General features: G+C 58.6%; 29 protein-coding genes and 1 pseudogene. 20 read left to right on the top strand and 10 right to left on the bottom strand.

All coding sequences use genetic code 11. The features are described from left to right. The 5 genes and pseudogenes from R3280_RS04105 to R3280_RS04085 all read left to right on the top strand — a co-directional run. Nucleotides 1-301, top strand: a pseudogene (locus R3280_RS04105) (NrdJb); the annotation flags it as partial. A gap of 274 nt (nucleotides 302-575) precedes the next feature. After that, the gene (locus R3280_RS04100; protein WP_318997307.1) at nucleotides 576-1,124 is read left to right on the top strand and encodes a hypothetical protein; all 549 of its coding nucleotides are present in this window, start codon (nucleotides 576-578) and stop codon (nucleotides 1,122-1,124) included. Between the two features lie 88 nt (nucleotides 1,125-1,212). After that, nucleotides 1,213-1,638 (top strand): N-acetyltransferase, encoded by a 426-nt coding sequence (locus tag R3280_RS04095; protein ID WP_318997306.1) that lies wholly within the window; start codon nucleotides 1,213-1,215, stop codon nucleotides 1,636-1,638. A 706-nt stretch (nucleotides 1,639-2,344) separates the two neighbouring features. After that, nucleotides 2,345-3,187, top strand: a complete 843-nt coding sequence (locus tag R3280_RS04090; protein WP_318997305.1) for a MipA/OmpV family protein — start codon at nucleotides 2,345-2,347, stop codon at nucleotides 3,185-3,187. Nucleotides 3,188-3,487: 300 nt separating this feature from the next. Then, nucleotides 3,488-4,027, top strand: a complete 540-nt coding sequence (locus tag R3280_RS04085) for a type 1 glutamine amidotransferase domain-containing protein (RefSeq protein ID WP_318997304.1) — start codon at nucleotides 3,488-3,490, stop codon at nucleotides 4,025-4,027. Nucleotides 4,028-4,176: 149 nt separating this feature from the next. On the opposite strand, the gene R3280_RS04080 is transcribed toward R3280_RS04085, so the two are convergent. Next, on the bottom strand, nucleotides 4,177-4,596 hold the full coding sequence (locus R3280_RS04080) for a DUF2267 domain-containing protein (protein ID WP_318997303.1): 420 nt from the start codon (nucleotides 4,594-4,596) through the stop codon (nucleotides 4,177-4,179). Between the two features lie 254 nt (nucleotides 4,597-4,850). Between R3280_RS04080 and R3280_RS04075 the strand changes: the two genes are divergently transcribed. Together R3280_RS04075 and R3280_RS04070 are read left to right on the top strand one after the other, a co-directional pair. Beyond that, the gene (locus R3280_RS04075) at nucleotides 4,851-5,117 is read left to right on the top strand and encodes a DksA/TraR family C4-type zinc finger protein (protein WP_318997302.1); all 267 of its coding nucleotides are present in this window, start codon (nucleotides 4,851-4,853) and stop codon (nucleotides 5,115-5,117) included. A 30-nt stretch (nucleotides 5,118-5,147) separates the two neighbouring features. After that, nucleotides 5,148-5,606 carry a DUF4174 domain-containing protein gene (locus R3280_RS04070; RefSeq protein ID WP_318997301.1) on the top strand — a complete coding sequence of 153 codons (459 nt, stop codon included), beginning with the start codon at nucleotides 5,148-5,150 and terminating at the stop codon, nucleotides 5,604-5,606. Nucleotides 5,607-5,642: 36 nt separating this feature from the next. On the opposite strand, the gene R3280_RS04065 is transcribed toward R3280_RS04070, so the two are convergent. Beyond that, nucleotides 5,643-5,966: a thioredoxin family protein gene (locus R3280_RS04065; RefSeq protein ID WP_318997300.1), complete on the bottom strand. Its 324-nt coding sequence runs from the start codon at nucleotides 5,964-5,966 to the stop codon at nucleotides 5,643-5,645. A gap of 162 nt (nucleotides 5,967-6,128) precedes the next feature. Beyond that, entirely contained in the window at nucleotides 6,129-6,515 is a 387-nt protein-coding gene (locus tag R3280_RS04060) for a hypothetical protein (RefSeq protein WP_318997299.1), read from the bottom strand. A 325-nt stretch (nucleotides 6,516-6,840) separates the two neighbouring features. Between R3280_RS04060 and R3280_RS04055 the strand changes: the two genes are divergently transcribed. Beyond that, complete coding sequence (locus R3280_RS04055) at nucleotides 6,841-7,044, top strand: DUF3185 family protein (protein ID WP_318997298.1); 204 nt, start codon at nucleotides 6,841-6,843, stop codon at nucleotides 7,042-7,044. Nucleotides 7,045-7,146: 102 nt separating this feature from the next. Here the strand turns inward: R3280_RS04055 and R3280_RS04050 are convergent, their stop codons facing one another. After that, nucleotides 7,147-7,779 carry a PEP-CTERM sorting domain-containing protein gene (locus R3280_RS04050; RefSeq protein WP_318997297.1) on the bottom strand — a complete coding sequence of 211 codons (633 nt, stop codon included), beginning with the start codon at nucleotides 7,777-7,779 and terminating at the stop codon, nucleotides 7,147-7,149. Between the two features lie 375 nt (nucleotides 7,780-8,154). Here R3280_RS04050 and R3280_RS04045 point away from each other — a divergent pair, with 375 nt between their 5' ends. Both R3280_RS04045 and R3280_RS04040 read left to right on the top strand, forming a co-directional pair. After that, nucleotides 8,155-8,601 carry a hypothetical protein gene (locus R3280_RS04045; RefSeq protein ID WP_318997296.1) on the top strand — a complete coding sequence of 149 codons (447 nt, stop codon included), beginning with the start codon at nucleotides 8,155-8,157 and terminating at the stop codon, nucleotides 8,599-8,601. Between the two features lie 107 nt (nucleotides 8,602-8,708). Beyond that, nucleotides 8,709-10,382, top strand: a complete 1,674-nt coding sequence (locus tag R3280_RS04040) for an iron ABC transporter permease (RefSeq protein ID WP_318997295.1) — start codon at nucleotides 8,709-8,711, stop codon at nucleotides 10,380-10,382. A gap of 6 nt (nucleotides 10,383-10,388) precedes the next feature. Here the strand turns inward: R3280_RS04040 and R3280_RS04035 are convergent, their stop codons facing one another. Further along, nucleotides 10,389-11,549, bottom strand: a complete 1,161-nt coding sequence (locus R3280_RS04035; protein ID WP_318997294.1) for an ABC transporter ATP-binding protein — start codon at nucleotides 11,547-11,549, stop codon at nucleotides 10,389-10,391. Nucleotides 11,550-11,737: 188 nt separating this feature from the next. Here R3280_RS04035 and R3280_RS04030 point away from each other — a divergent pair, with 188 nt between their 5' ends. The 9 genes from R3280_RS04030 (at nucleotide 11,738) to R3280_RS03990 (ending at nucleotide 18,861) form a co-directional block, all read left to right on the top strand. Beyond that, the gene (locus tag R3280_RS04030) at nucleotides 11,738-12,760 is read left to right on the top strand and encodes a Fe(3+) ABC transporter substrate-binding protein (RefSeq protein WP_318997293.1); all 1,023 of its coding nucleotides are present in this window, start codon (nucleotides 11,738-11,740) and stop codon (nucleotides 12,758-12,760) included. Between the two features lie 227 nt (nucleotides 12,761-12,987). Further along, nucleotides 12,988-13,266 (top strand): type II toxin-antitoxin system RelE/ParE family toxin, encoded by a 279-nt coding sequence (locus R3280_RS04025; RefSeq protein ID WP_318997292.1) that lies wholly within the window; start codon nucleotides 12,988-12,990, stop codon nucleotides 13,264-13,266. 10 nt (nucleotides 13,267-13,276) lie between these two features. Further along, nucleotides 13,277-13,564, top strand: a complete 288-nt coding sequence (locus R3280_RS04020) for a HigA family addiction module antitoxin (protein WP_026596149.1) — start codon at nucleotides 13,277-13,279, stop codon at nucleotides 13,562-13,564. A gap of 82 nt (nucleotides 13,565-13,646) precedes the next feature. Further along, nucleotides 13,647-14,873: a methyltransferase gene (locus R3280_RS04015; RefSeq protein WP_318997291.1), complete on the top strand. Its 1,227-nt coding sequence runs from the start codon at nucleotides 13,647-13,649 to the stop codon at nucleotides 14,871-14,873. 3 nt (nucleotides 14,874-14,876) lie between these two features. Further along, entirely contained in the window at nucleotides 14,877-15,440 is a 564-nt protein-coding gene (locus R3280_RS04010) for a flavin reductase family protein (RefSeq protein WP_318997290.1), read from the top strand. Nucleotides 15,441-15,534: 94 nt separating this feature from the next. Continuing rightward, nucleotides 15,535-15,912, top strand: coding sequence for a nuclear transport factor 2 family protein (locus tag R3280_RS04005; protein ID WP_318997289.1), 378 nt, complete (start codon nucleotides 15,535-15,537; stop codon nucleotides 15,910-15,912). A 131-nt stretch (nucleotides 15,913-16,043) separates the two neighbouring features. Further along, nucleotides 16,044-16,490 (top strand): phosphate-starvation-inducible PsiE family protein, encoded by a 447-nt coding sequence (locus R3280_RS04000; RefSeq protein WP_318997288.1) that lies wholly within the window; start codon nucleotides 16,044-16,046, stop codon nucleotides 16,488-16,490. 307 nt (nucleotides 16,491-16,797) lie between these two features. Continuing rightward, nucleotides 16,798-18,468 carry a bifunctional diguanylate cyclase/phosphodiesterase gene (locus R3280_RS03995; protein WP_318997287.1) on the top strand — a complete coding sequence of 557 codons (1,671 nt, stop codon included), beginning with the start codon at nucleotides 16,798-16,800 and terminating at the stop codon, nucleotides 18,466-18,468. Nucleotides 18,469-18,555: 87 nt separating this feature from the next. Then, nucleotides 18,556-18,861 carry a YkgJ family cysteine cluster protein gene (locus R3280_RS03990; protein WP_318997286.1) on the top strand — a complete coding sequence of 102 codons (306 nt, stop codon included), beginning with the start codon at nucleotides 18,556-18,558 and terminating at the stop codon, nucleotides 18,859-18,861. Nucleotides 18,862-18,927: 66 nt separating this feature from the next. Here R3280_RS03990 and R3280_RS03985 read toward each other — a convergent pair whose 3' ends face one another. Next, nucleotides 18,928-19,632, bottom strand: a complete 705-nt coding sequence (locus tag R3280_RS03985; RefSeq protein WP_318997285.1) for a hypothetical protein — start codon at nucleotides 19,630-19,632, stop codon at nucleotides 18,928-18,930. Nucleotides 19,633-19,865: 233 nt separating this feature from the next. Between R3280_RS03985 and R3280_RS03980 the strand changes: the two genes are divergently transcribed. Further along, entirely contained in the window at nucleotides 19,866-20,480 is a 615-nt protein-coding gene (locus tag R3280_RS03980; protein ID WP_318997284.1) for a DJ-1/PfpI family protein, read from the top strand. 23 nt (nucleotides 20,481-20,503) lie between these two features. Here the strand turns inward: R3280_RS03980 and R3280_RS03975 are convergent, their stop codons facing one another. The 4 genes from R3280_RS03975 to R3280_RS03960 form a co-directional block, all read right to left on the bottom strand. Next, nucleotides 20,504-21,427 carry a LysR family transcriptional regulator gene (locus R3280_RS03975; RefSeq protein WP_318997283.1) on the bottom strand — a complete coding sequence of 308 codons (924 nt, stop codon included), beginning with the start codon at nucleotides 21,425-21,427 and terminating at the stop codon, nucleotides 20,504-20,506. A gap of 190 nt (nucleotides 21,428-21,617) precedes the next feature. After that, complete coding sequence (locus R3280_RS03970; protein WP_318997282.1) at nucleotides 21,618-22,898, bottom strand: TRAP transporter large permease; 1,281 nt, start codon at nucleotides 22,896-22,898, stop codon at nucleotides 21,618-21,620. Next, complete coding sequence (locus R3280_RS03965; RefSeq protein WP_318997281.1) at nucleotides 22,891-23,391, bottom strand: TRAP transporter small permease; 501 nt, start codon at nucleotides 23,389-23,391, stop codon at nucleotides 22,891-22,893. The genes R3280_RS03970 and R3280_RS03965 overlap by 8 nt, the downstream gene beginning before the upstream one ends. 59 nt (nucleotides 23,392-23,450) lie before the next feature. Then, nucleotides 23,451-24,458 (bottom strand): TRAP transporter substrate-binding protein, encoded by a 1,008-nt coding sequence (locus R3280_RS03960; RefSeq protein ID WP_318997280.1) that lies wholly within the window; start codon nucleotides 24,456-24,458, stop codon nucleotides 23,451-23,453. Nucleotides 24,459-24,679: the final 221 nt, after the last annotated feature.

The following is a 24,679-nucleotide window of genomic DNA, read 5'->3' as shown; positions in this document are numbered from 1 at the left end:
CGGCTACTTCAAGAAAGGCGGCGTGTTCATGCCCTCCCTGGTGGCCGAGATCGGCGCTGTGATCGAGAAGCACCTCAAGGCCATCGGCCTGCTGGAAAGCGAGGAAATGAGCGAAACCACCAAGCGCATCCTCGCCGAGAAGCGCGCCGAGTTCGAATCCAACAAGGCTCCGGTGAACGACGAAAAAGTCACCGACTACCCCGCCAACGCCACCCTCTGCGGCAAGTGCAGCACCAAGGCGGTGATCGTGATGGACGGGTGTGCGACCTGTCTGTCCTGTGGGGATAGTAAGTGTGGTTGAGGTGATTGACCGCAGTGAGTGACGAGAAGGCCTGGGGTGAAAGCTTCGGGCCTTTTTGCTTTGGAAAGAAGAAATCCCTGGGACGTCCCCTGTAATAATTGAGCATTCTTCGTTATTACGCGGTGATATTACTGGCGTAATGAGGAATGGCTGTGCAAGATGCTGATTTCAGGGGACTCTTTATTATTAGCATGCGAAGCATGACGTAATATCGTGACTTCGGTGTTATTGCAATAATAACGCGTTCTGTCTAATACGCTGTTAAGCAATAAAAATGGAAGACTACCTAGATTTTGACCGTCAGGAAGACGTACTTTCTTCCTTGGAGGAGTTTTGTGCCAGTTTGGAAAGGGCAAAACACTCCGATAGAGCCTGGAAGTACGTGATGATTTCCGCACACAATGCTCTTCAAGGTTGCATTTGCATAGCTCTAAGAAATGGAAATGCTTTCCAAACATGGAATGAGCGTCATTTAAAAAAATGGCTTGAGGCTTACAGGAAAGGTGATGATCTACCTGATCCAAAACTGAATTTCTTTTTGGAGCTCTACGATAAGCTGTTTGAAAACGAAGGCATGTTGGACAGGGGCAACATCGAGTGGCTAAACGAAACACGCAACGGATTAGTCCATTTTAATACTGACAGTTATGCGATTCATAAGCCTTCTATCTTAGATGCCTGCGACGAAGCCTTTCAGGCAATTATGCTCACTCCCCAAAAGTCCCAAGGCATATTTTTCTATACCGAGGATCAAGAAAAAGACTTTTCAAAATTAGTAAGTGAAATACGGGAGCTGATGAAGTGGCATCGAGCAAATGCTTAACCAGTGCGTCAACGGGACCGCTTTGTTCCGCTGCCGCTCCACAAATCGGCCCGTTACGCAAGCGTTACGAGTACTCGGGAGCAACCAAATGATTCGCGATTATCGGACAGCCGATATTGATCAAATCTTGGCAATCTGGCTATCTGCATCAATTAAAGCCCATGACTTCATCGAATCTGCGTTTTGGCAATCGAAGATTAGCGAGATGCGTGAAGTATACATCCCGGCATCGGAGACGCTTGTGTATGAAGCTGAGGGAGAAGTCGTTGGGTTCTATAGCCTATATGAGAACAATCTTGCTGCGATCTTTGTGGCACCAGGCTCACAGGGCAAGGGGTTGGGCTCAGTCTTGCTTAACGATGCTAAGAATAGGCGAGAGTGCTTACAGCTCACTGTTTACAAAGAAAATAATCCGAGCATCAAGTTCTATGAAAAACACGGATTCACTTTACTTGGAGAGCAAATCGATGAGCACACCGGGCACCCTGAGCTCATCATGGAGTATCACTCGTAACAAGGCGCAGCAGTACGCGGCCGTTGGCCGCCGGACGCTCGTAAACTCGCGCCGCTGTGCTTTGCGTTAGTAACAATTTGGGACGAAATCCGGGGCACCCATTAGCCAGCTATAGTCAGCGCAATACCAACCCACCATAACCGCTGGTTGTGGTGGTTCCTCCCTTCCAATGCGCTTCCGTTGTTCTCAATGGTGGTTGCGGACTGATCCGCACCAGACACCCATCAGGATCAAGGCCGCCCGTCAGGGCGGCCCCTGGCCGAAGCCCCGGAAAACCGTCAGTGCCTGATCGTGTCCAAGTGGATTCAAATGCGGTGGTTTGCCAACCTGTGGCGCCAGCCTCAACAAAGGCCCAGCCCAGGTACCTGTTGCCATTGCGCGTGTTGTTCCAGCCCTTGGCATTACCGTTGCTTAGCCGTTGGGCAGGCGTTCCTGAGAAAGCACAGCGTCGTTCTCGTGGAGAACGACAACCACGCTGTTGTTGGAGTGCAGGTCGATGGCGCGCAATAGGGTCATGTCAGCCTCCTGTCGCGGCAGGTGAGTTTGCCGGCTACCAGCCTGCTCCGGGTGACGGGCTATGGGAGGCTGGCTACATGATTTTCAGATTTACTTTCTCATCCAGAAACACGTCTGTGCCGGTTCTGCACGATATTGAACAAAAAAGAGCAAAGGGTAAGCTTGTTTGTATACCCAAGCTGGCTGGAGTGTGAACGAAGTGAAAATGTTTATGGGTTTGACGCTGGCTGCACTTGTAAACGGGCTGCTCATTCAGGCCGCACTTGCAGAAGAGACACGGACAGCGTTGGTGCCATTGCCCTCGGTTGATGACTTCACCGGGGGCGAGGATGGCTGGGGGGTCGGGCTGGGTCTGAGTGTTGAATACGAATCTGCCTACGAAGGATCCGATGAGTTTGAGTTTGAGCCCAATCCTGCGGGCGCTTTGCAATGGCGGGACGGCGATAATATCTACTATTTCGCGGGCGCGGCGCTGGGCTGGCGAGGGCTTCGATCTGAAACCTGGCTGCTGGATGCGTCTGTGGCCTTTCCTGTCGAGGAGGGCCGCGAAGAGAGTGATTCCGAGGACGGTCGCCTTGAAGGTCTGGGTGATGTCGAGGGGAGCACAGAACTCGTGTTGCAGGCGCGTCGTGCCTTCGATTCGGACTGGCGTTACTGGCTGGACGCACGACTGGTTACCAGCGAGGACGGAAACCTATTCCTGGTTGGGCCCGGGCGTCGCTTCGGTGATCAGACCGATGGTACCGGCTCGGAACTGGGGCTTGTTGTGGTTTTTCACGACAGCGACTACGCCAACCGAGATTTTGGTATAGACGCGGAACAGTCCGCCAATTCCGGGCTGGCGCAAACCGATCTCGACGGTGGCGTTCGATCGGTGGGGCTCAACTATACCTTCCGCTATTTTGTGAGCGACCACTGGCAGGTTTTTGGCGAGGCACTTTACGAACACTATAGTAGCGATGTCAGGGACAGCCCAATTGCGCGCAGCGATTACGAAGCGGAAGTGGGTGTTGGGGCGCTTTACGTGTTCTGAAGCCAGGACAGAGTCATTTTCCGGAAGTCCGCGAAACTCGTCACCGTAAATCCGGAAAAGATCCATTTCCTTCCGCCCTGCGTTTTTCCGGTCAGGGGCGCCTTTTTTTGACGGCATCTTCTCTTCTGAGTTGTACCTTGATAAGCCATTGAATTTTCGATCGGTCGCACCAAACGATTTACGATATCAGCTCATCAAACCAAACGCTGGCTGGGAACCGGCTGAATATCCAGACCTATCATCCAGCCCCGAACACGAGTCACAAAATCCTGACCAACTGACCAGAAAAGGAGTCGAACCATGAGCCACCCTCTGGAAGGAAAAACCGTCGCAATCATGGCAACAGACGGTGTCGAGCAGGTTGAATTAACACGACCCTGGAAGGAGCTGGAGTCTGCCGGGGCAAAGGTCGAGCTTGTTTCAATCAAGTCCGACAGTATCGAAGGCTATAAACACCTGGATAAGGCAGACCGCTTCAGCGTGGACAAAACCGTCCGGCAGGCAAGCATTGCTGACTACGATGCGCTGGTATTGCCCGGCGGCGTCGCGAATCCGGATGCCTTGCGTCTGGATAAGGACGCCGTGGCGTTCGTTGCCGGGTTCGTGGCAGCGGGGAAACCCGTGGCAGCGATCTGCCATGCTCCCTGGCTGTTGGTAGAGGCTGGTGTCGTCCGAGGGAAAACGCTGACCTCGTTCCCCAGCCTGCAAACCGATATCAACAATGCCGGCGGCCATTGGGTTGACCGGGAGCTCTGCCACGAGGGCGGCCTGATCACCAGTCGCAGACCCGACGATCTGGATGCCTTCTGCAGCGAACTGGTGAGGGCGATCGCTGCTTGAGAACCTGAGCTGGTTGAGCCCGGAGCCCGTGCGAGAGCGCTCCACTCAAACTCGTGGGTGCGGATCCGCGCCCCTGGCACGGACTCACAACCTCTGGTCGGCAGATGTCTTTTCCGCCCCCGCCACACAGAATGCCTGCAGAACGAGGCTTACTGAGGCCATAAATCCCAGACTTCCTTGGGATGCATCTTTTTGACCTTGATCAGCTCATTGCTGTCAAGATAACGATCAAGCACCTTCAGCACGGCTTTCAGGGTGTGCTCTGCATCAACCTCACCAACGAGCGTCTGCTGAAAGGCCTTCATGTAGTGCTCTCTGTCCCGCCATTTACGGGGCGTTTCTGCCGGCTTCCAGCCTTCGAAGAAAAGCCCCCTGGCAATGATCGGTAACTGGGCCGCAAAATCGGCGGCTTCATCGACCGTGATGCGGTCTCTCAAGGTTTGCAATACGGCTTTTAGGCGGACCCAGGCCTCTTCCTCACCGATAGAGCCCAGCTCATCCGAGATGTCTTTGAGCCAGGTGTTCATGGTCTTTACGTTCTGATCGACAATGTTGACACTCGATTGCATCAAAACCTCCTTCTCGCGAACCAATCAGTGAGTACATGCCAGAAACCGTGAGGTCATACGCCGTGGTTTCAAGAACAGAAGGCTGAAGTCCGGGCTCGAAATCCGGGACCGGGACCCGGGACCGCTGTACTGTATCTCCGGCCAGACCGACAAACCAAACAGGATAACGCCTATCTGCTCTGAACGGTCCCTACAGTTCTTGATGCCAGGCTTACATGCCCCAACATCTTCCCTTACGGAGATAGGAGGCTGGTATGGCAGGTGGATGGTCACGAGACGGCGCTGTTCAGGATCAGATTGACGCCAGCGTCGAGGATGCGGTGCAGCGGGCGCGGAGCCGGTTGACGGCGGGCGAGAGTGCGGTCCGCTGTGACGAGTGTGAGAGCATTATTCCGGAAGCGCGCCGCAGGGCCATTCCGGGTGTTCGGCTGTGTATCGCTTGTCAGGCCGCCCGTGAGAAACAGGAATCCTTTTCAGGTGGCATTAACCGCCGGGGCAGCAAGGACAGCCAGCTCAGGTAAGCAGCATAAAATAGTTGAGCGAACAAAAAGATGAATACCAATTATTTGGTCACCAAAAGGCAGATCTTTCTGGCGGTGTTGGTTTCGCTTATGACGATGACGACTCACGGGGCTGACATGGACAGATTAAGCGACTACCAGTGGCAAAACCGGCTCATCCTGGTGCAGGCAGCAAGTGGCGGCGATGATGAGATCAGAACGCTAAGACAGGCCAGGAACGAGATTGATGACCGTGATACTGTCTGGTTTGTGAACACAGGGTCGGATCTGATTTCAAATCAGGAAACGGTTTCGAGCAGCCTTGCAAATGACATCAAAGATCTCCTGGAAGAGAGCCCATCGGATAACCGGGTGCTGTTGATAGGAAAGGACGGCGGTATCAAAAGCCGTGACCCTGACCTGGATCTTGACGCTATTTTCCGCCGGATCGACGCCATGCCGATGCGCATTCGCGAAATGCGCTCCAATCGTAACAGCGACAGCGAATAAATCGGTCATGGGAAAACCCACAGATTTACTGCCCGATTAACCAATTCGCCCCAACGCCTCATCGATCTCCCGGCTGCTGCCAGGCCGAACAAGCCGTTCCACCTCCTCCCCGTCTTTCATGAAGATCAGCGTAGGCCAGAGTTTGACACCAAAGGTCCGCCCCAGCCGGCGGCCCTTGCCGTCCTCGATCTTCAGGTGGCGGACTTCGGCGTGATGCTCCAGGGCGGCCTTGATACGAGGCTGGGCGGCCTGGCAGTGGCCGCACCAGTTGGTGCCGAATTCAATCAGCAATGGGCCCTGGCTCTGGTCTATCTCGTCCCGGCTGACGGATTCGGGTGTGTATTGGCTGGCAAATGGCATGGCGTTTCCTTGCTGGAGTGGAAAAGCGTACTGGCCTGCAGATCAGGTCTGACCCGCTTTCCGGCCGGAAGCGGTAATTACTCTGCGCCTGCAAGGAAGGGAAGCAAGTCCCCCTCCCTGCAGTTGAAAGGTGAATGGTGAATTCGGACGACAGACGGCGGTTCAGCCGCTGACCTGACGCTGAATATGGTCGATCACCACGCCGTGCTCGTGTTGCGGGCTGAACATCACGATTTCGGTGTCTTTCTCGGCCCTGACGCTGTGGCCGGGTGGCCAGTAGAACAGGTCACCGCTACGGGATGTTTCCTCGCTACCATCCGTATACAACGCCGTGATTTCGCCTTCAACCACATAGCGCCAATGGGGGCTCTGACAACTGTCGTCCTTGAGCCCGTGCAACAGTTCCGTGATATCGGTCCCGGCACCGAACGAGAAATACTCCGCTCCCATCGTGCCGTAGCCCGTCACATCGCCAAAGCCGGTCTGCTGCCGCGCCTTGGCACCGGGCACGTCAATCTCAACAGGTATATCCGCTTTTGCGATTCGCATAGACACTCCCTCCTTGCCTTGGCGGCTTGAATCCCTGTGGTGCTGCCGGCAATGAAGAGTCCTGCCGGGCTCTTGCCTTCAAAGCCTGGCAGCATTCCCTGAATGTATGCCCGCCGCCTCTCGGTAGTCAAATCACCGGCAGACGGTGGCCATTTCCCGACGCTGAAAAAATTTAGACGGATTGATTTCCACCTCACGCTCGTAACACTCCTCCGCCTAAGCAAGCGATCTGTTCTGGTTATCACCGACAAATGGTTCCATCGCGGCTCCGGGTATCACAGTCAGGCGAGGCTGCTACAATCCCTGCACAACAAAGGAGGATACGATGGCAAGTTCGAAACTGCTCGGTGTGGTTTTATTGGTGGTTGGCGTTGGGCTGCTCTACTTTGGCTACCAGTCCACCCAGTCCATCGGCAACCAGCTGACGGAGACGGTCACCGGCCGCTTTACCGATGAGACCATGCTGTACCTGATTGGCGGCGCCGCCGCGACGGCTGCGGGGGCTTTCCTCACGTTTTTCAGGAAATAGCTCTGGCGAGGCTTACCGGTGAAGGGTGCCGGAACGCCGGAATAGCGTCGACGGACACCCCGCCGGACTGGGCGGGGCATCGGAACAGAAAAAGTGAATGTGCTAGTTTTTTCGCCGGGCGAGTCCCAGTCCGGCCAGGCCCATGCCCAGCAAAGCAAGCGTACCTGGCTCAGGCACAGGGACAGGAATCTCAACCGGATCCGCGCTTGATATGGCGCCTACGGCATCGATATCTGCTTCGGCGAAAGGAAAGCCTGACTCGTCGGGTGATACGTCTGTCAGACGGACAAAACTGTAGAAGGCACCCGAGACCACACCGGCGAGACTGTCGATATCAATGCCTGTGGGCTGCCCTGAGACATCACCAAGGTCAATCCAGCTTGTGTTGTCAGTGGAAATTCCAACGTTGAATGCTTCAACGGCGGGGCCAACCTCAAATATCCAAAGGTCTTCCGAACCGTCGCCAGAGGTGGTCAGCGAATTATCGGTAAACTGAAGAATCAGCGAGCCGCCCTTTCCAAGTGAAACATCTTCGCCATCGGGGGCTCCCAGGGCGGCACTGGGATCACGCCAACCCGACCCAACACCGTCACCCTCCGAATACGAAATAACAGTGTCGGCAAAACTTCGAGCTCCATCCGGGAACTCAACACCACCGAAAGGCACCGCATAAGCATGGCTCGCCATCATCGAGACGGATGACGCAAGCACCAATGTAAATATCGGCTTATTCATGTGTCCTCCTTCAATTCCTTTATGCATAAGTCTGGAAGAAGTGGTTTTTCCTCCACGAACGAAAAACGCACAAACCATGCCGATGAATTTAATATCCCGCAAATCAGATACCTGTTTTTTGGGCTTCTGTTACCTGTAAAGGATATCGACTGTTTGACGGTGGTCTGATCAGCCCTCAAGCCAAAATAGATTGATTTTCCCCTGCTCTCCGGCATGACAGCGCGCCAAGCCTATCTTTCAACGGCATGTTAAGGAATTGGACACTTGGCTCTATCCCTGAGACCAGTTTGTCCTGAATTCCCAGGTGGCCCGCCCCCTGAGCCGGTATACTCCCGATCTCCCGCAGTCACCTTCCAGTCATCCCGGAGTATCACCATGGCCCTGGCCGAAAAAATCTGTCTGTCCGCGGCGTTCGTGTTCTTCCTGACCGGGCTGCTCACCGGCATCTGGAAATACCGGCACATGGCGCGCACCGTCGATGCCACGGCCCCGGTCTATGTGGACATCGCCCATCGCAGTTCCCTGATGTACAGCTTCGCCGCACTGCTGCTGGCGGCCTTCAGTGCCCGCAGCGTGTTCGCCGGGTGGGTGAATACCCTCGCCGCCGTCTCCGCCCTCGCCTTCTTTGCCCTGGCGATCGTCACCTACATCATTCACGGCATCCTGCAGGACACCGACAACCAGCTACGCCGCCCGCACCGGCTGGGCAGCCGCAACCTGCCGTCCTGGACGACCGGGGTGTTTATGGGGCTGCTGATTGCGGGGGAAGTGGGCGGGGCCCTGGTGCTGGGCGCCGGTGCGATGCTGGGGATCTGGGGTTAAGCCTTAATGCGAATGCGTTGGGCTTGCGCTTGCGACTTCACTATAATGCTCGCCTCACTTTGCCAATGTGAGTTCTGTCCCCACTTCGAAGCCAGCCGGAGCACGCTTTGCCCGACGTCCAGACAACCTCCAGTGCCAAGAGCCGGCGTACCGGCTCCCTGAACGTCTGGTCGGCAAGCACCTTTGTCATCGCCCTGCTGGTGGCCACTCCCGTTATCGTAATCCTGGTCCACGTGCTGTTTCCCTCCGGCGAGGTCTGGCAGCATCTGGCCAGCACGGTGCTGCCCCGCTACCTGAGCAATACCCTGGTGCTGGGTGTCACCGTCGGCGTGGGTACCACGATTATCGGAACCGCCTGTGCCTGGCTGGTGGTGATGTGCCGGTTTCCGGGCCGACGTATTTTCGAGTGGGCGCTGCTGCTGCCCCTGGCTGTGCCCACCTATGTCATTGCCTACGCCTATACCGACTTCCTGCAGTTCACCGGCCCCCTGCAAAGCACGCTGCGGGAGTGGTTTGGCTGGGAGTTCGGTGACTACTATTTCCCGAATGTGCGCTCCCTGGGCGGTGCCTGTCTGCTGATCACCATGGTGCTCTACCCCTACGTGTACCTGCTGGCCCGCGCCTCGTTCATGGAGCAATCCGTCAGCGCCCTGGATGTCAGCCGCACGCTCGGCCTTGGCCCCTGGCGGATGTTCACCCGGGTGGCGCTGCCCATGGCCCGGCCGGCCATCATCGGCGGGGTGTCCCTGGTGCTGATGGAGACCCTCAACGAGTTCGGCGCCGTGCAATTCTTCGGGGTGGATACCTTCACCACCGGCATCTACCGCACCTGGTTCGGGCTGGGTGAGCAGGTGGCCGCCGCGCAACTGGCTGCCTGCCTGCTGGTGTTCGTGTTGGTGGTGGTGCTGCTGGAGCGGGCGTCCCGGGGCGGTAAACGCTACCATGCCTCGGCCCGTTACCAGGCACTGCCGGAATACCGCCTGCACGCGGGTGGTGCCGCACTGGCCTTTCTGGTCTGTTTTCTGCCGGTTCTGATCGGCTTCGTGGTGCCGGCGCTGATACTGCTGGAAATGGCCATCACCACCGGCGACGCGCTGTTTGGCTCGCGCTTTCTGCCCTTTGCCGGCAACAGCCTGTTCCTGGCGTCCACCACGGCGGTGGTTGCCGTCGGTCTGGCGGTGCTACTCAACTATGGCGCGCGGCTGAATCCCAACCGCTGGGTGCGCGGGGCAAACCGGGTGGCGGCCATCGGCTATGCCATTCCGGGTTCGGTGATTGCGGTGGGCATCCTGATCCCGCTGACCTGGCTGGACCAGAAACTGAATCTGTTCACCCGCGAATACTTCGGGTCCATGGTGGGGCTGGTGTTCAGCGGCAGTGCCCTGGTGCTGGTCTATGCCTACACGGTCCGCTTCCTGGCGGTCTCCTTCAACACCATCGAGGCCAGTCTCGGCAAGGTCACGCCGTCCATGGACGCGGCCTCCCGCACCCTGGGACAGACCGCGGGCGGTACCCTTCGCAAGATCCACACGCCGATCATGCGCAGCAGCCTGCTGGCGGCGGGAATCCTGGTGTTTGTGGATGTGATGAAGGAGCTGCCGGCCACCATCATCCTCAGGCCGTTCAATTTCGACACCCTGGCGGTGCGGGCATATAGCCTGGCATCGGACGAGCGCCTGGCTGAATCAGCGCTGTCTTCGCTGTCCATTGTGGTAGTGGGGATCATCCCGGTTATCCTGCTCAGCCTGGCCATGCGCCGCTCCCGCCCGGGCAGCAAGTGACCGGTCTTACTGCTCAAAGATGAAGACCTGGGACAGATCCAGCGACAGTGCCACCGCCTGACCCTCCGGCGGCAGGAAAACCCCGGGGACGCGGGCGTGCAGGTGCATTTCCTGATCTTCCCAGCCGTGGGCGCAGATGTGCACCAGGCTGCTGGGGCCAAGAAGCCGTGACATCACCACGTGGCTGTTTTTTTCGTCGTGACCACCCTTGTTCAGCGGTGTTACCCGAACGGCCTCTGGCCGGATCATCACCTTGACCTCTCGGCCCTCGGACACTCCCTCGGCTTTCAGGTGTCCGACAGGGGTTGCCACCTCACCGTTGTGGACCCGGGCAGAATAGACGTTGACCTGACCAAAGAAATTGACCACGAACGGGTCCACCGGCCGGCAGTAGAGATCCGCGGGGGACCCGGTCTGCACCACCTTGCCCTCCCGCATCAGGACGATGCGGTCGGCCATGAACATGGCCTCCTCGGGATCGTGAGTCACCAGCAGGGTCGCCGTTTCCATTTCCTTGAGCACGTGCAGGGTGTCATCGCGGATCTGGTCCCGCAGGCGCGCGTCCAGGCTCGAGAAGGGCTCGTCCAGCAGCATCACCCGGGGCGAAGGCGCCAGTGCCCTGGCCAGCGCCACCCTCTGCTGCTGACCGCCGGAGAGCGTGTGGGGATAGGCCTGGGCGTGGCCCGCCATGCCGAGCCGTTCCAGCAGGTGCGTGGCCTTGGCCCGCCGTTCGGGCTTTGGTAGCGACTGGATCCCGAAGCAGACGTTTTCGAGAATCGTCAGGTGGGGAAAGAGCGCCGACTCCTGGAACGCCAGCCCCACGTTGCGCCGCTCAGGCGGCCGGTGGATACGGCCCGGTGAGGCCACCAGGTCGCCGCCCAGAACCACCCTGCCCTGAGTGGGCTCCTGCAGGCCGGCGGCTATCCGCAGCAGCGTGGTCTTGCCGCAGCCCGAGGGCCCCAGCAGACAGACCACCTCGCCCGGCTTGATATCCAGGCTGACATCGGACACCACCTTTTGCTTGTGAAACTGGCAGTGCACCTGATCAAGGGACAGTATGGACTCGGCCGAACGCTCGCTGGCCGGGGGCTCGCTGCCAGGGTTTACGTTGAGCAGGCCATCGTTGAGGGAAAGGCGGCCGAGAAATTTCCGTTGAAAAGCGTTCATTCTGATTACCCACCTCTGTGATCGAGCAACTGGCGCCAGGGGGCCCCCATGCAAGCGCTGATTCTCCGTTGGCAAAAATTCAGTGGCCTTTCCCATGCATTGACACAACAGGCGATTTCCGATTTACTGCCTTTCGAATGGAAATCATTATCACTAACTTTATCGCCAAGTCTAAGGAGAAGAATACCGTGCTATCACTGAAAACAAAACTGATGGCCGCTGCAGTGGCTGCAGCATCCGCGACCGCAACCGCGTCCGCAAACGAGGTTAACCTCTACTCCGCTCGCCACTACGACTCCGACCAGACGATCTACGACGCCTTTACCAAGGAAACCGGCATCAAGGTCAACCTGATCGAGGGCGATTCCAACGCCCTGATCGAGCGCATCGAGCGTGAAGGCGCCGCCAGCCCCGCTGACGTGCTGATCACCGTGGACGCCGGCAACCTCTGGCGCGCCGACCAGGCCGGCATTTTCCAGCCGGTGAAGTCGGAGGCGCTGGATAAGCGCCTGCCTGACAACCTGCAGCACCCGGAAGGCCACTGGTTCGGTTTCAGCCAGCGTCTGCGGGTGATCTACTACGATCGCTCGGACTTCGACCCGTCACAGATCAGCACTTACGAGGATCTGGCCAAGCCGGAATTCAAGGGCGAGATCTGCATCCGCTCCTCCAGCAACATCTACAACCAGTCGCTGCTGGCCAGCATGATCGAGCATCATGACGTGGAAGGCGCCGAAGCCTGGGCCCAGGGCGTGGTCGACAACATGGCGCGCGCGCCCCAGGGCGGCGATACCGACCAGATCCTCGCCGTTGCAGCGGGTGAGTGCAACCTGGCGGTCGGTAACCACTACTACTATGCCCGCCTGCTCAATTCGGACAAGGTCGAAGACCGCGAAGCTGCCCGCAAGGTCGGTATCATCTTCCCGAACCAGTCCGGCCGTGGCGTTCATGCCAACATCAGCGGCGGTGGCGTGATTGCAACAGCCCCGAACCGTGACAACGCTGTTCGCTTCCTGGAGTTCCTGACCTCTGACACAGCCCAGGAAGTCTTCGCTGGCAGCAACCACGAATTCCCGGCGGTGGACGGTGTGCTCCGCAACCCGGTTCTGGACACCTGGGGCAACTTGAAGATCGACGACATCAACGTCAGCGTGTACGGCGAGAACAATCCCGAAGCCGTGCGCATTTTCGATCGGGTCGGCTGGCGCTGATACCGGCATCGCCGGTTTAGCCTGACGACCCGTCGGAACACCGGTTCCGACACCAAAAGCTGGTACTGCGAATTGCGGTACCAGCTTTTTTTGTGCCGATCGTAAGAATTACCGAGTAAATACCCTTGTGAAATACCGGGACCTATCTGCATTTCCGACCTTCGGACCTCCAGGTAAAACCTCATCGGCATTTTGACACCTGTTACGTTACAGGGTACGCTCGGAGGATGATTCGAAGCTTCAAACACAAGGGGTTGGCAAAATTCTACAAGTCCGGCAGCACTGCGGGGATTCAGGCCGCCCATGCGAAGAGACTTCGGCTTATTCTAGGTAGACTGAACGCAGCTACGGATGCCAAGGATATGGACTTGCCAGGTCTTCGCTTGCACGAACTCTCTGGCAACCGTGCCGGAATCTGGTCAGTCACGGTCAGCGGCAACTGGCGTATCACCTTCCGCTTCGAGGATGGCGACGCCGAGATTGTCAATTACGAGGATTACCATTGAGGTATCGCCAATGTTGATGCACAACCCCCCACACCCGGGCGAAGTATTGCGAGAACTTTGTCTGGAGCCCCTCGGCCTTTCTGTTACAGCCGCCGCTGAGGCCCTGGGCGTCAGCCGCAAAACCCTGAGTGCTGTATTGAACGGCAAGGCCGGTATCAGCCCCGAAATGGCGATACGGCTCTCCATCGCCTTTGATACATCGGCAGAAAGCTGGCTGAATCAGCAGTCCCAGTATGAGCTCTGGCATGCGGAACAGCATCGGAAAGAACTGAAAGTGAAAAAACTCGTTGCGGCCTGAAGCAGCGATAATCCGTTTCAGATCCATTCCATGCGGGAAACACCCGAATCGCCTACAATGGCCGCCTTCTCAGGTAGCGGCCATGACCCTCGCAGAACGCTTTCACCAACTCGACCGGTTCCTCGGCAACCATCGCGCCTTCTGGCAGATCCAGCCTTTCCATTACCGGCAAATGCCCTGGACTGGCGAGCTGGCGGACCTGTCCGATTGGCTGGAGGGTCTGGACGATGCGCAGCTGGACCGGCTCACGCAGGACCCTGCCGCCCTGGCCTCGGCCCTCGGCCCCTGGCTGCCCCAAGCTTGCGAGGGTCTGTCGCTGACGGACTTTGCACCGCTGTCTGCCGCGGATTTTCGCTGGGATGCTCGCTGGAGTTACCAGATCCCCGGTCGCAAATGGGATCAGATCCTGGCCTTCGCCCGCCACGTGCCGACGGTGGAGCACCCGATGCTCGAGTGGTGCGCCGGCAAGGGTCACCTGGGCCGGCTGCTGGCTCAGGTCCGCGGGCAGCCGGTTACCGGGCTGGAGATCGACCCGGCGCTCTGCCAGGCGGGCGACGCCCTGGCCTCACGCTTTGACAGTCAGACGCGACTGGTCCCTCAGGATGTCCTGGCGCAGGACGCTCGCGAACACCTGGGGCCGGATACCCACGCCGTTGCCCTGCACGCCTGTGGTGATCTCCACGGCCGGCTGCTTGAGCTGGTCTGCGCCAATCGGGTTCCGGCACTGAGCCTTTCCCCCTGTTGCTACCACCGCACCTCGGCACCGCAGTATGTGGCGTTCTCCCGCGCCGCCAGCCGGAGCGTTCTGGCCCTGAGCCGCCAGGATCTGGCCCTGGCGGTGCAGGAGACGGTGACCGCCGGGCGGCGGGTGAGCAGGCTCCGGGATATCGAGATCGCCTGGCGGCTGGGGTTTGACGAGCTACAGCGTGAGCTGCGCGGCAAGGATGAGTACCTGCCGGTGCCTTCGTTTGCCAAGGTGCTGCTGTCCGGCGATTTTTCAGGCTTCTGCGCCTGGGCGGCGGCCGCCAAGGGCATGGAGCTGCCCCCTGACCCGCCCCACCAGGAGTTCGAGCAGATCGGCTACCGGCGCGCCGCGCGAACCCGACGCATGGAACTGGTCATCCAGTTGTTCCGCCGGCCGCTGGAAACCTGGCTGGTGCTGGACCGGGCGCTCTACCTCCAGGAGCAGGGCTATCAGGTGGAAGTGGGGAGTTTTTGCCCCCGAGCCCTCACACCCCGTAACCTGATGATCAGGGCTGTCCGCCAGCCAGCGGCCGGCGATTTGGAGGCAAAAGATCAGGAGGGCTGAGTCATGGGTGCCACCATCGCAAAGCAGGACTTTCCGGTCAGCAAGGCCCGTCGCTACCTGGAGCCCGGCCCGGTGGTGCTGGTGAGCTCACGGTACGAGGGCGAATCCAACATCATGACGCTGGGCTGGCACACGATTCTGGAGTTCTCGCCCTCGCTGGTTGGCTGTATGATCTCGGCCGGCAACCACAGCCATCGGATGATCCGGGAAAGCGGCGAATGCGTGATCAATGTGCCCACGACGGATCTGACCGATCAGGTGGTGGGCATCGGCAACGTGTCCGGTGCCCGGGTCGACAAGTTCGCCGAGTTCGAGCTCACCGAGGAAAAGGCCCGCCATGTGGCGGCGCCCCTGATCGGAGAGTGCCATGCCAGTTTCGAATGTCGCCTCTATGAAGACGCCCTGGTGGAGGCCAATAACTTCTTCATATTCGAGATAGTTGCGGCCCACGTGGCGCCAAAGCCGGAATATCCAACGACCCTGCATTACACCGGCGGTGGCATCTTCATGGTGGCCGGCGAGATGATCGACCGTAGCAAATTGTTCTCGAAAGACATGCTGGAATAGCCAAAGCCGCGGGCCTCCACTAATGTAGGCACCACACGCAGCCAGCCCCGCCGGCATACCCCGGCTGCCCCCATCGGAATACTGGAGTTCGTTCATGGAGCCAAAAGACATCGTTGCGCAATACATCGCCCATATCCACGCCCAGCGTTTTGATGAGGCCAAGGCCTTGCTGGCGACCGACGGGTTCGAGTACGTGGGGCCGAACATGCGCTTCCTCCGGCCGGACGACATGCTGTCCTACCAGTTCGGCATGGCGGCCATCCAGAAAGACCTGGTGCTGCGCCAGATCAGCGCCGACGGCGATCATGTCTTCGCGATCCTGGACTACCGCACCAACTTCGAACCCATCGGCGACGTGCGGCTTGCGGTCTGGTTCCGGGTGCGCAACGACAAGATCCAGACGGTAGAGGCCTTCTACAACGCGGCGGTGGTGGAGAACATGCTGGGCGGCAACCTGCCCACGCCGGAGTAATGCACAAAGTGGGCAGCCCGCTTGAAACAGGTACGCTGCCGGTTCAAGCGTGACTGCGCAATGCCCGGAATTGACGGCTATAGTAGGACAAAGCCAGTACATTCATAACTTTGCCGTTGGATGATTCCAGAATGCATGACACCGGGCTCGAACGCGATCAGCAGCACGCCGACAAGAAAGCAACGGAATCGGATATAGCCGCCGTAGGACCCACCGAGCGCGCCGTTGCGGCACGAAGTTTTCGGGTGGTCGAGAAACTGATGCTGATCCTCACTGCCCTGCTGACACTGGTCGCAGTGGCCATCGAGATCGTGAGTGTGTACCGCAGCGGAACGGTGGAGCTGGCGGACATCCTGCTGATGTTCCTCTACACCGAGGTGATCGCCATGGTGGCAGTGTTCTACACCGGCCAGGGATCGCCTTTCATCTACCCCATCTTCATCGCCATCACCGCCCTCGCCCGTCTGATCGTGCTGCAGGGCAAGGAGATGGACCCCCTGAACATCCTCTACGAGGCCGGCTCCATCGTTCTGCTGGCCATCGCCGCCATGTTCATCCTGCGGGTGCCGAAGCGCTGAGATGTCTGTCGATGAAATCCCGTATGGGTGTCCGCCTGCTTGCCGGATTCCGCCGGAGTCGCCTGCCCCCGCCCGGTTGTATGAACCTGTGGCCATAAAGGCTCCGACCACCCGCAAAGTCGCATTGCTCTGGCCAAACAGGGCGCTACCATTGGACGGATATGGGGCGCTGCAACGTACATATGGCTTCCCCGAAGGTTGCCTGGCGTCGCGCGGGTGAAAAGATAGGTGACGATCCCGCCATTGAAGCCTGCCTCCGAATTGACGAGGTCTCGAGGGAAACAACCGCATCAGGTCAGGGTGAGCGATGGAGTCGAGCGAAAGTATCTACAAGCGGTTAGCCGAGAACATGAGCGACATGGTGTCGCTGCATTCACCAGACGGCCGCTTTCTCTGGGTCAGCCCGTCGGTCAACAGGATCCTCGGTTATTCGCCGGAAGAGCTTATCGGAACAGACCCCTACGACCTGTTTCATGCCGACGACCGCCTGTCGATTCGCAGCAAGACCCACGAACCTGCGGTGACCGGTGATGGCAATATCCTCATCCGCTACCGGATTCGCCGCTCCGACGGTCAGTACATCTGGTTCGAGACCCTGACACAGCCGATCGCGAACGGCGACGGCGAAATCATCGAACTTCACACCACCTCCCGCGACGTCACCGAGCAGTGCAAGCTGGAAAAGGCTCTGGCGGAGAGCGAGGCGCTTTACAGGGTGTCGATGGACAGTCTGGAGGAAGGTGTGGTGCTGCTTGATGTCGAGGGCCGGATCGTAGCCCACAATCCCCAGGCCACCAGGATTCTCGGCCTGAGCAGCGAAGAGCTGAACGGGCTGCTGTCCTGCGACCCGCTGTGGGATGCCATTTACCCCGACGGCACCCCCTTCCCCGCCGAAGCTCACCCGACAGTGGTCACCCTGCGAACCGGGGAGCCCTGCAGTCACGTTCTGATGGGCATCCACAACCCCCGTTGGCAATCCCGCCGCTGGATCTCGGTCAACTCACGGCCGATTCCTGCTGGCAGCAGTGACCGGAACCTGCGGGCCCTGGTCGTCGCTTCGTTCGACGATGTGACGGAGATGATCGAGCGTGAGCGGCAGCTGCAGCGCTGGTCCACCGTTTATCGTTTCAGCGGTGAGGCGATTGTGATCATGGATGCCGATGGCGTGGTTCGGGACGTCAATGAGGCCTTTGAGCGGCTTGTGCAGGAGGACAAGACAGTCTGGCTGGGCCGGCCTGTCGACGCCCTGACCCTGGAAAGTCCGTCGGAAGACCTGTTTCCGTCCACCATCTGGCCCTGCATGGAGTCCGACATGAACTGGCGCGGCGAGCTCTGGCTGCGTGACTCACTGGGTGGTATCCGCGTTACCTGGGCCGCCATGACCAAGGCCCAGCACGGCGCACCCTCGGATGCCCATTTCATTCTTATCCTCAGCGATTTCAGTGAGCGGAGTATTACCGAGGAAAAATTACGGTACTATGCCGGTCACGATTCCCTCACGGATCTGCCAAACCGGCTGCTGCTGAACGACCGGTTCGAAGTTGCGGTCAGTACTGCCCGGCGTCAGGGCACTACCTTTGCCTGCTTGTATCTGGACCTTGACGGCTTCAAGCCGGTGAATGACCGCTATGGCCATGCCGTTGGCGACCAGGTGCTCAAAGCGGTGGGCAAACGGATTTCCGAGGTTCTGCGGGCGGAGGATACGGTGTCGCGAATCGGCGGGGATGAGTTCTTTGCCATCGTCGCGGGTTTACCGCACGAACGGGACTACAGTGCTCTGGCAATGCGCATTGCCAAAGCCATCAGCGCCAGGATGCGGATCAACAACCACAATCTTGCCGTCGAGGCGAGTATCGGCATCGCCGTCTACCCGAGACACGGCGAGACTCAGGCCGAACTGATGGAAGCCAGCGACAGGGCCATGTATTGCGCAAAGCGGGACGGCGTACCGGTGGTGGTTGCCAGGACCGACCCGTGAGCCCTTGCTGAAACCTCCGCCTGTATCGGCTTCGTGGGACCGTTTCGGCCCCTGTCCACCATCGACCTCCACCCATCGGAGTCTGTTATGACCGAGAGCTGGTCAAGGATTGCCGAGACCACAGACGTGACCGACCCCGAGGTCACCTGCGCCAGCTGCCGGGCCTGCTGCTGCCGGCTGGAGGTCATGCTCATTTCCGACACCGGGGTACCGGCGCGGCACATTGCCACGGATGAATGGGGTGGCGAGACCATGAGGCGCCTGGACGACGGCTGGTGCTCCGCGCTGGACCGGCAGACCTTACTCTGCACCATCTACGAGAACCGCCCGTGGATCTGCCGGGAGTTCGAGATGGGATCCTACGAATGCCGCGAAGAGAGACGTCACGACTGACCGCAAGTGTCACCGCATCGCGTTCTCGCTTTCATGTCGCTACGCCACTGAACCTGGCCCGGACCGTCATCGGAACTGACGGAACAGGCCCTCCACGTAGGCTGTGGCCTCTTGGGCGTTGCTGAACCGGGCGGCCTTATCTCCCTCGATTCGCAGGGCATACAGGTATTGCGTCGACTTCGCGCGGCCAACCCAGCCGCCGTCCTCGATCGGCTGGGCATCCGTTCCAATGCAGACGTCGTGGGGGCCGGCATTGACCCGATTCGTCAGGTGCCACTCGGGCGCACCCGCAACCTGCAGAGTGTTCACGCAGTTGTCGAACAGCAGTGCCTCGCCATCCACAGCCGCCTTCACGCCTTTCCTGAGGCGGGCCTTCTGGGCATCGTCGACACCGGCAAGGTCCCACCTTGGCCGGGCCGGGTCCACATCCAGCTCGAGGCTTGTGACCGCGAAGGTCCAGTAAGTGCCCTGGTCCTCACTGGTGAAATGCGCGAGTGCCGTAGGGGCCAACGCATCACAGGAAAGATAGCGCTCACCGATCGACTCGCCGGCGAGCTGCTCTGGCAACATGGCAAACAGAGCCTCGAAGCCGGGGCATTCCGCCGCGACCGTCTCCATCTCCTCACTGACAGTCTCACTCTCCTGACTGATCTCTGCGGCCGGCTGCTGGCGGCCCTCATCGGCCGGGGCAGACACCGGGTCCGAGGTCTCACCGGAGCAAGCGGCAAGCATCAAAACGCACGACACACCAAACCATCCATGTAGCTTCATGCTGATTCCTCTGTGAGTTCCCTGATCGGCTCCGCGTCCCACACGCCCACAGTCGCCGTGACATGAGTTCCGGCACCGGAACGGCTTAATCCTAATGGCATCCGGCGAAACGGAATAGAGCATTTTGGGAGTGGATTCACGTTTGCTGCTATTAATTATCAGCCCGGATCATCCATGGGTCGGACAACAGGCCTGCGTGCGGTACAGCCGCAGCCAGTCAGAAGGAGAAGTTCTTGAATATCGGCATCTTTATCTATTCCGACGCGGAGGTTCTGGATTTCTCAGGGCCTTTCGAGGTGTTCTCCACAGCCTCCCGGCTGTGCGGTGACGAGCGGCCCTTCCGGGTGTTCCTGATTGCCGAGACGGCCGGGCCGGTGACCGCCAGGGGCGGTTACCGGGTGCTGGCAGACTACGGCTTTGGCGATCACCCGCCACTGGACGTGCTGATCGTGTCTGGAGGCGTTCACACCGGGGAAATGACCAACGAACCAACCCTGGCCTGGCTGAAGCGACAGGCGGATTCGGTCCGGCTGGTGGCCACGGTCTGCACCGGGATCTTCATCCTGGCCCAGGCCAGCGAGTCTGTGTCCGGGAACGTCGCCACCCACTGGGAGGACGTCCCCGACCTGCAGGCCCGGTTTGACCGCCTGACGGTGCTCCATGACCTGCCGTGGGTGGATCAGGGCGCGCTGGTCACCTCCGGCGGCATCTCCGCCGGTATCGACATGAGCCTGCACCTGGTCAGCCGGCTGCACAGCGATCAGCTGGCGGTGCGGACGGCCCGGCAGATGGAGTTCCGCTGGCGGCGGGAGGGGATCGAAACGGGAAGTGGTCCTGTTGCGAGCTGAGGAAAATCGGACCGGGTCCGGGCCTATTTCTGGATTTCCCGGATTTGCGCGTGGAAAACCTCCGCCACGGTTTCACATAGCCATTGATGGCCAGATTCATTCTCCGAACTCTTATCCCAACACAGGTCAAATGAGAAAACTACCTCCTCCAGAGGAAGCGGTGAGGACTTGAGGCTTTTCAGCCGAGGGTCAAGCGATAGCAGGTGGCTAGGCGCAATGGCGATCAAATCCGTTGTCATCAGCAAATCGGGAATTGTGTCCCAGCTGGAGACAATCAGCGCAGAGTGTCTTTGAAGGCCCCGTTCGGCCAGGGCATCATCGATCACCGTGGTACCCGTCGACGACTGCGACAGCTTCACATGGGGCAGACTCGCGTAAAGCTCCGGGGTCATGGGTTCCGACGCGGCGGGGTGATCGGGTCGCATGATCACGACGACATCATCGAGCATCAATCGTTTACTGCGAACCTCCTTCGGCTTCAGGCGGCCCGGCGTTAAGCGGATCTGCACATCGACCCGGTCCCAGACACAGTCTGTAGTTATGGAAAAAGGCAGGATATCGATGGTGATGTTGGGCGCCTCGGTACGAATCCGGCGGGCGAAACTGGGCAGAAAAAATCCTGAGACGTAGTCGGCAACCTGCATACTGAATACACGGGTGGAAGCCGCAGGCATGAACTGCTGCTGGGCACTGATCGCACCTGATAGCGAGTTGAGGCCTTCGTCCACCTGAAGGATGATCTCTTTGGCCCTTTCGGTGGGCTCCAGGCCCTTGGCAGTCCGATAGAACAACTGGTCGTTCAACATCCCCCGCAGTCGGCCCAGGGCATGGCTCACAGCGGAGGGCGACAGCCCCAGTTCATTGGCGGCTTTTGAAATTGACCGCTGATCCATGATGTTCTTGAAGATGACCAGCAGATTCAGGTCAAAATCCCTTAAATTCACCATCGTTGTTGGTGCTCGCAGTTCACGGTCCGATTTTCTTGTTGGTTTTTATGGCGCTGGGCAGTGCTCAATTCCGTACCCTCCTCGCCTGGCTGAAATTTCCGTGGGCTCCCATGGAGTGTTGCAGAAGGGGCCGGATTCGGCCACAGCCAGAGCGACCGGTATACCCGAACAGGATGTAGGAGGCAGCCAGTCAGCCAAATTTTTCCGGCAGCCAGAGGGTGATTGCGGGAACGTAGGCCACCAGGGCGACAACGAGGATTAGGACCACCATAAACGGCCAGATATGCCGAGCCACGGTCTCCACCCGCAGACCGCTGATACTGGAGGCGACAAAGATGGAGTATCCGACCGGAGGGGTCACCATGCCCACGGCAAAGTTAATCACCACCATGGCCCCGAGCTGGATCGGATCCAGACCGATCTGCTGACCCAGACCGATCAGTACGCCACTCAGAATGACCATCGCGGAAATGTTATCCATCACCGCCCCCAGTAAAAGCAGAATAACGTTGATGATGATCAGCAGTACGATCGGATTATCCGTGAGCAGGAGCAGCGCGGCGGTCAGATTGCCCGGTATCTGTTCACTGGCCATGACCCAGGCGAAGCCATAGGCGACAGCAACGATGAACATGATGACCGCAGTGGTTCTCATGGAACTCATCAGAATCTCGGGTATCTGTCGCAATTTCAGGTTGCGATACAAAAACAGCCCGACCACGGCACTGTAGAGTGCCCCGACCATGGCCGCTTCCGTTGGCGTGAACATGCCACTGTAAATACCACCCAGAATCACAATGGGGGCCAGAAGCGCCCATACACCATCTTTAATGGCATACAGGATCTCTCTGCCGGTTGAGCGTCGCTCCCTGGCAATACCACGACGGCGGGCATAGAGCACACTCACCAAACAGAAGCCTGCGGCCGCAATCAGACCAGGAAGAATGCCTGCCAGAAAGAGTTTTGCGATGGATTCTTCTGCCAGCACGCCCCAGATCACCATCGGAATGGACGGTGGGATCATCTGTCCAAGCGGACCGACCGCCGTTGATAATGCTGCGGCGTACCCCCGTTGATAGCCACGGCCTTCCAATTCATCAATCATGATGGAACCCACCGCGGCCGTGGTGGCGGGTGCAGAGCCTGAAATCGCGCCAAAAAACGTGCCTGCGGCCACGGTGGACATGGAAAGGCCGCCGGTCAGGTGGCCGAAGAAAGTCTCGGCAACGCGAACCAGCCTCCGGGACAGGCCACCGGCACTCATTAGCTCACCTGCCAGAATAAATCCGGGGATGGCGAGCAGACTTGTAACGCTGCTCCCGGCCAGAAACTGCTGAGGCAGAATCATCGGATTAATGTCCGCCATCCAGATACCGATAGCGGCTAGCAAGCCTATCGTGAAGGCAATGGGTACACCCAACGCCAACATAACGATGAGGCCGATCACCATGACTGCGCCAATGTCACTCATGTTTTGACTCCACCAGGTTACGAATCGGCCTTGGACGAACTAAGAGAGTGAACGCATGGACACTGATGAGCAGGCCACAGGCGGGCACGGCGGCATTTTTCAGCCAGACTGGGTACCTGACGGCAGGCGACACCTGTCCGGCTGTGAACTCGGCGAAGTTCCACCCCGTCCATAGCATAAGGATGCCGAACCCAAAAATGAGCAGCATGATGGTTCGCTCGAGGCATTCGGAAACCAGCGGCGGTAAAGCATCCACCAGCACGGTGACGCGCACGTGCCCGCCCTCCCGGACAAGCGCGCTGGCAAACAGGAACATGGTCCAGTTAAAGGCCAGCGAGGCGATCTCGTCGCTCCATACCAGTGAATCCGCCAGAACGTACCGGTAGAAGATTCCAAGCAGGAGGCTCCCAACCATTACCAATGCGGCGAACGCTCCGGCTACCTGAGCCCCGTAAGCTAAACCACGTCCCAGGTTATCTAGGTAGTGATACATCAGTTCGGTTCCTGGTTTAAAAGCATCAAGGTAGCCGGTGTTTATGAGCTGGGTGGTCTTTACTCGGCCACCTGCTCCAGGGCCGTGTTGACGATATCGGCACCAATTTTGCCGCGGTACTCGTCGTAGACGCTCGCGACCTTGTTGCGGAAAGCGCCGACGTCCTCCACTTCGTTCACGGACATGCCCGCTGCCTTGATCTGGGCCAGCACCTCGTCGTTATTGGCGGCGACGGTCGCCCGCTGACGCTCAATTGCCCGTTTGGCGGCCTCATGGACCGCTTCCTGGTTCTCCAGAGATAGCTTTTCGAAGGTCTGCTTGGACATAAGCAGGGCCAGGGCGTTGTAGGTATGACTGGTGAGTGAGAGGTAGTTGGTCACTTCCGGGTATTTGTTGGCATAGATCACCGGCAACGGGATCTCCAGGCCATCGACGGTGCCCTGCTGAACGGCAGTAAACACATCACTCCAGGCCATGGGCACCGGATTGGCGCCAATGGCGCGGAAGCTGGCTATGAAGAGATCACTGGGCTGAACCCGCAACTTCACGCCCTTGAAGTCCTCCGGCGTGCGAATCGGACCCTTGTTGTTAATGGTGTGGCGGAAACCCGCCTCGGGGAAGCCCAGCCCCACGATACCCTTGGAATCCAACAGCGAAAGCAGCTCCTGGCCCACTTCTCCGTCGAGAACCCGGTGAGCCTGCTGATTATTGGCATACAGGAATGGCAGATCGTTGAGCTGGAACGCAGGCTCGAGGGTGCCTACCTGGGTTCCCGTGATGACGCCGGCGCCCATGGTTCCAAACTGCATGGCCTGCAACATGGCCGTGTCATCCCCCAACTGGTGGTTGGGGAAAAACTGAACATCAAACTCACCGGGCGCTGCAGCTTCAAGTTCTTCCGCGAAGTAATGAGCGGCAATGGCATAGGGGTCCACTTTGCTGTCCGCCGTGGTCCATCCGAGCTTGATCGTGGTCTGGGCATGACCGACCGTCGCCGATCCCAGCAGGACGGCCGCCGCAATGCCGCTAACAGCAGATGTCAGATACTTACGATTGAAGATTGTCATTGTTTTTCTCCGATGCAGGGAAAACTGGAAATCAAGCTGAACATGGGGCTATTTGTTTTCAGAGGAAAACATTTAGCGCAGCTGGATTTCGTTTTTAATCCTCCGATTTAGATCGGCGATAAAAATATAGGGCAAAGAAAATGCAAGCGCAAACTTAATGTAATGCATGTGAAGCTGAATATAATTCAATTAGATCATTTTTAATCTCGTGCATTTTAAAA

The sequence above is a fragment of the Marinobacter sp. genome (genome assembly GCF_033722195.1).
In the GTDB taxonomy this organism is placed as follows: Bacteria; Pseudomonadota; Gammaproteobacteria; order Pseudomonadales; family Oleiphilaceae; genus Marinobacter.
This window is presented reverse-complemented; position numbering and strand designations above follow the sequence as displayed.

Bases quoted from the DNA above. Each gene is read 5' to 3' on its own strand.
- R3280_RS03960 (WP_318997280.1), bottom strand. From the start codon at position 24,458: ATGACAATCTTCAATCGTAAGTATCTGACATCTGCTGTTAGCGGCATT.
- R3280_RS04045 (WP_318997296.1), top strand. From the start codon at position 8,155: ATGGCCCTGGCCGAAAAAATCTGTCTGTCCGCGGCGTTCGTGTTCTTC.
- R3280_RS03995 (WP_318997287.1), top strand. From the start codon at position 16,798: ATGGAGTCGAGCGAAAGTATCTACAAGCGGTTAGCCGAGAACATGAGC.
- R3280_RS04065 (WP_318997300.1), bottom strand. From the start codon at position 5,966: ATGCCATTTGCCAGCCAATACACACCCGAATCCGTCAGCCGGGACGAG.
- R3280_RS04050 (WP_318997297.1), bottom strand. From the start codon at position 7,779: ATGAATAAGCCGATATTTACATTGGTGCTTGCGTCATCCGTCTCGATG.
- R3280_RS04100 (WP_318997307.1), top strand. From the start codon at position 576: ATGGAAGACTACCTAGATTTTGACCGTCAGGAAGACGTACTTTCTTCC.
- R3280_RS04025 (WP_318997292.1), top strand. From the start codon at position 12,988: ATGATTCGAAGCTTCAAACACAAGGGGTTGGCAAAATTCTACAAGTCC.
- R3280_RS03990 (WP_318997286.1), top strand. From the start codon at position 18,556: ATGACCGAGAGCTGGTCAAGGATTGCCGAGACCACAGACGTGACCGAC.
- R3280_RS04070 (WP_318997301.1), top strand. From the start codon at position 5,148: ATGAATACCAATTATTTGGTCACCAAAAGGCAGATCTTTCTGGCGGTG.
- R3280_RS04000 (WP_318997288.1), top strand. From the start codon at position 16,044: ATGCATGACACCGGGCTCGAACGCGATCAGCAGCACGCCGACAAGAAA.
- R3280_RS04095 (WP_318997306.1), top strand. From the start codon at position 1,213: ATGATTCGCGATTATCGGACAGCCGATATTGATCAAATCTTGGCAATC.
- R3280_RS04080 (WP_318997303.1), bottom strand. From the start codon at position 4,596: ATGCAATCGAGTGTCAACATTGTCGATCAGAACGTAAAGACCATGAAC.
- R3280_RS04020 (WP_026596149.1), top strand. From the start codon at position 13,277: ATGTTGATGCACAACCCCCCACACCCGGGCGAAGTATTGCGAGAACTT.
- R3280_RS03975 (WP_318997283.1), bottom strand. From the start codon at position 21,427: ATGGTGAATTTAAGGGATTTTGACCTGAATCTGCTGGTCATCTTCAAG.
- R3280_RS04035 (WP_318997294.1), bottom strand. From the start codon at position 11,549: ATGAACGCTTTTCAACGGAAATTTCTCGGCCGCCTTTCCCTCAACGAT.
- R3280_RS04010 (WP_318997290.1), top strand. From the start codon at position 14,877: ATGGGTGCCACCATCGCAAAGCAGGACTTTCCGGTCAGCAAGGCCCGT.
- R3280_RS04055 (WP_318997298.1), top strand. From the start codon at position 6,841: ATGGCAAGTTCGAAACTGCTCGGTGTGGTTTTATTGGTGGTTGGCGTT.
- R3280_RS04005 (WP_318997289.1), top strand. From the start codon at position 15,535: ATGGAGCCAAAAGACATCGTTGCGCAATACATCGCCCATATCCACGCC.
- R3280_RS04015 (WP_318997291.1), top strand. From the start codon at position 13,647: ATGACCCTCGCAGAACGCTTTCACCAACTCGACCGGTTCCTCGGCAAC.
- R3280_RS04075 (WP_318997302.1), top strand. From the start codon at position 4,851: ATGGCAGGTGGATGGTCACGAGACGGCGCTGTTCAGGATCAGATTGAC.
- R3280_RS04060 (WP_318997299.1), bottom strand. From the start codon at position 6,515: ATGCGAATCGCAAAAGCGGATATACCTGTTGAGATTGACGTGCCCGGT.
- R3280_RS03985 (WP_318997285.1), bottom strand. From the start codon at position 19,632: ATGAAGCTACATGGATGGTTTGGTGTGTCGTGCGTTTTGATGCTTGCC.
- R3280_RS04085 (WP_318997304.1), top strand. From the start codon at position 3,488: ATGAGCCACCCTCTGGAAGGAAAAACCGTCGCAATCATGGCAACAGAC.
- R3280_RS03965 (WP_318997281.1), bottom strand. From the start codon at position 23,391: ATGTATCACTACCTAGATAACCTGGGACGTGGTTTAGCTTACGGGGCT.
- R3280_RS03970 (WP_318997282.1), bottom strand. From the start codon at position 22,898: ATGAGTGACATTGGCGCAGTCATGGTGATCGGCCTCATCGTTATGTTG.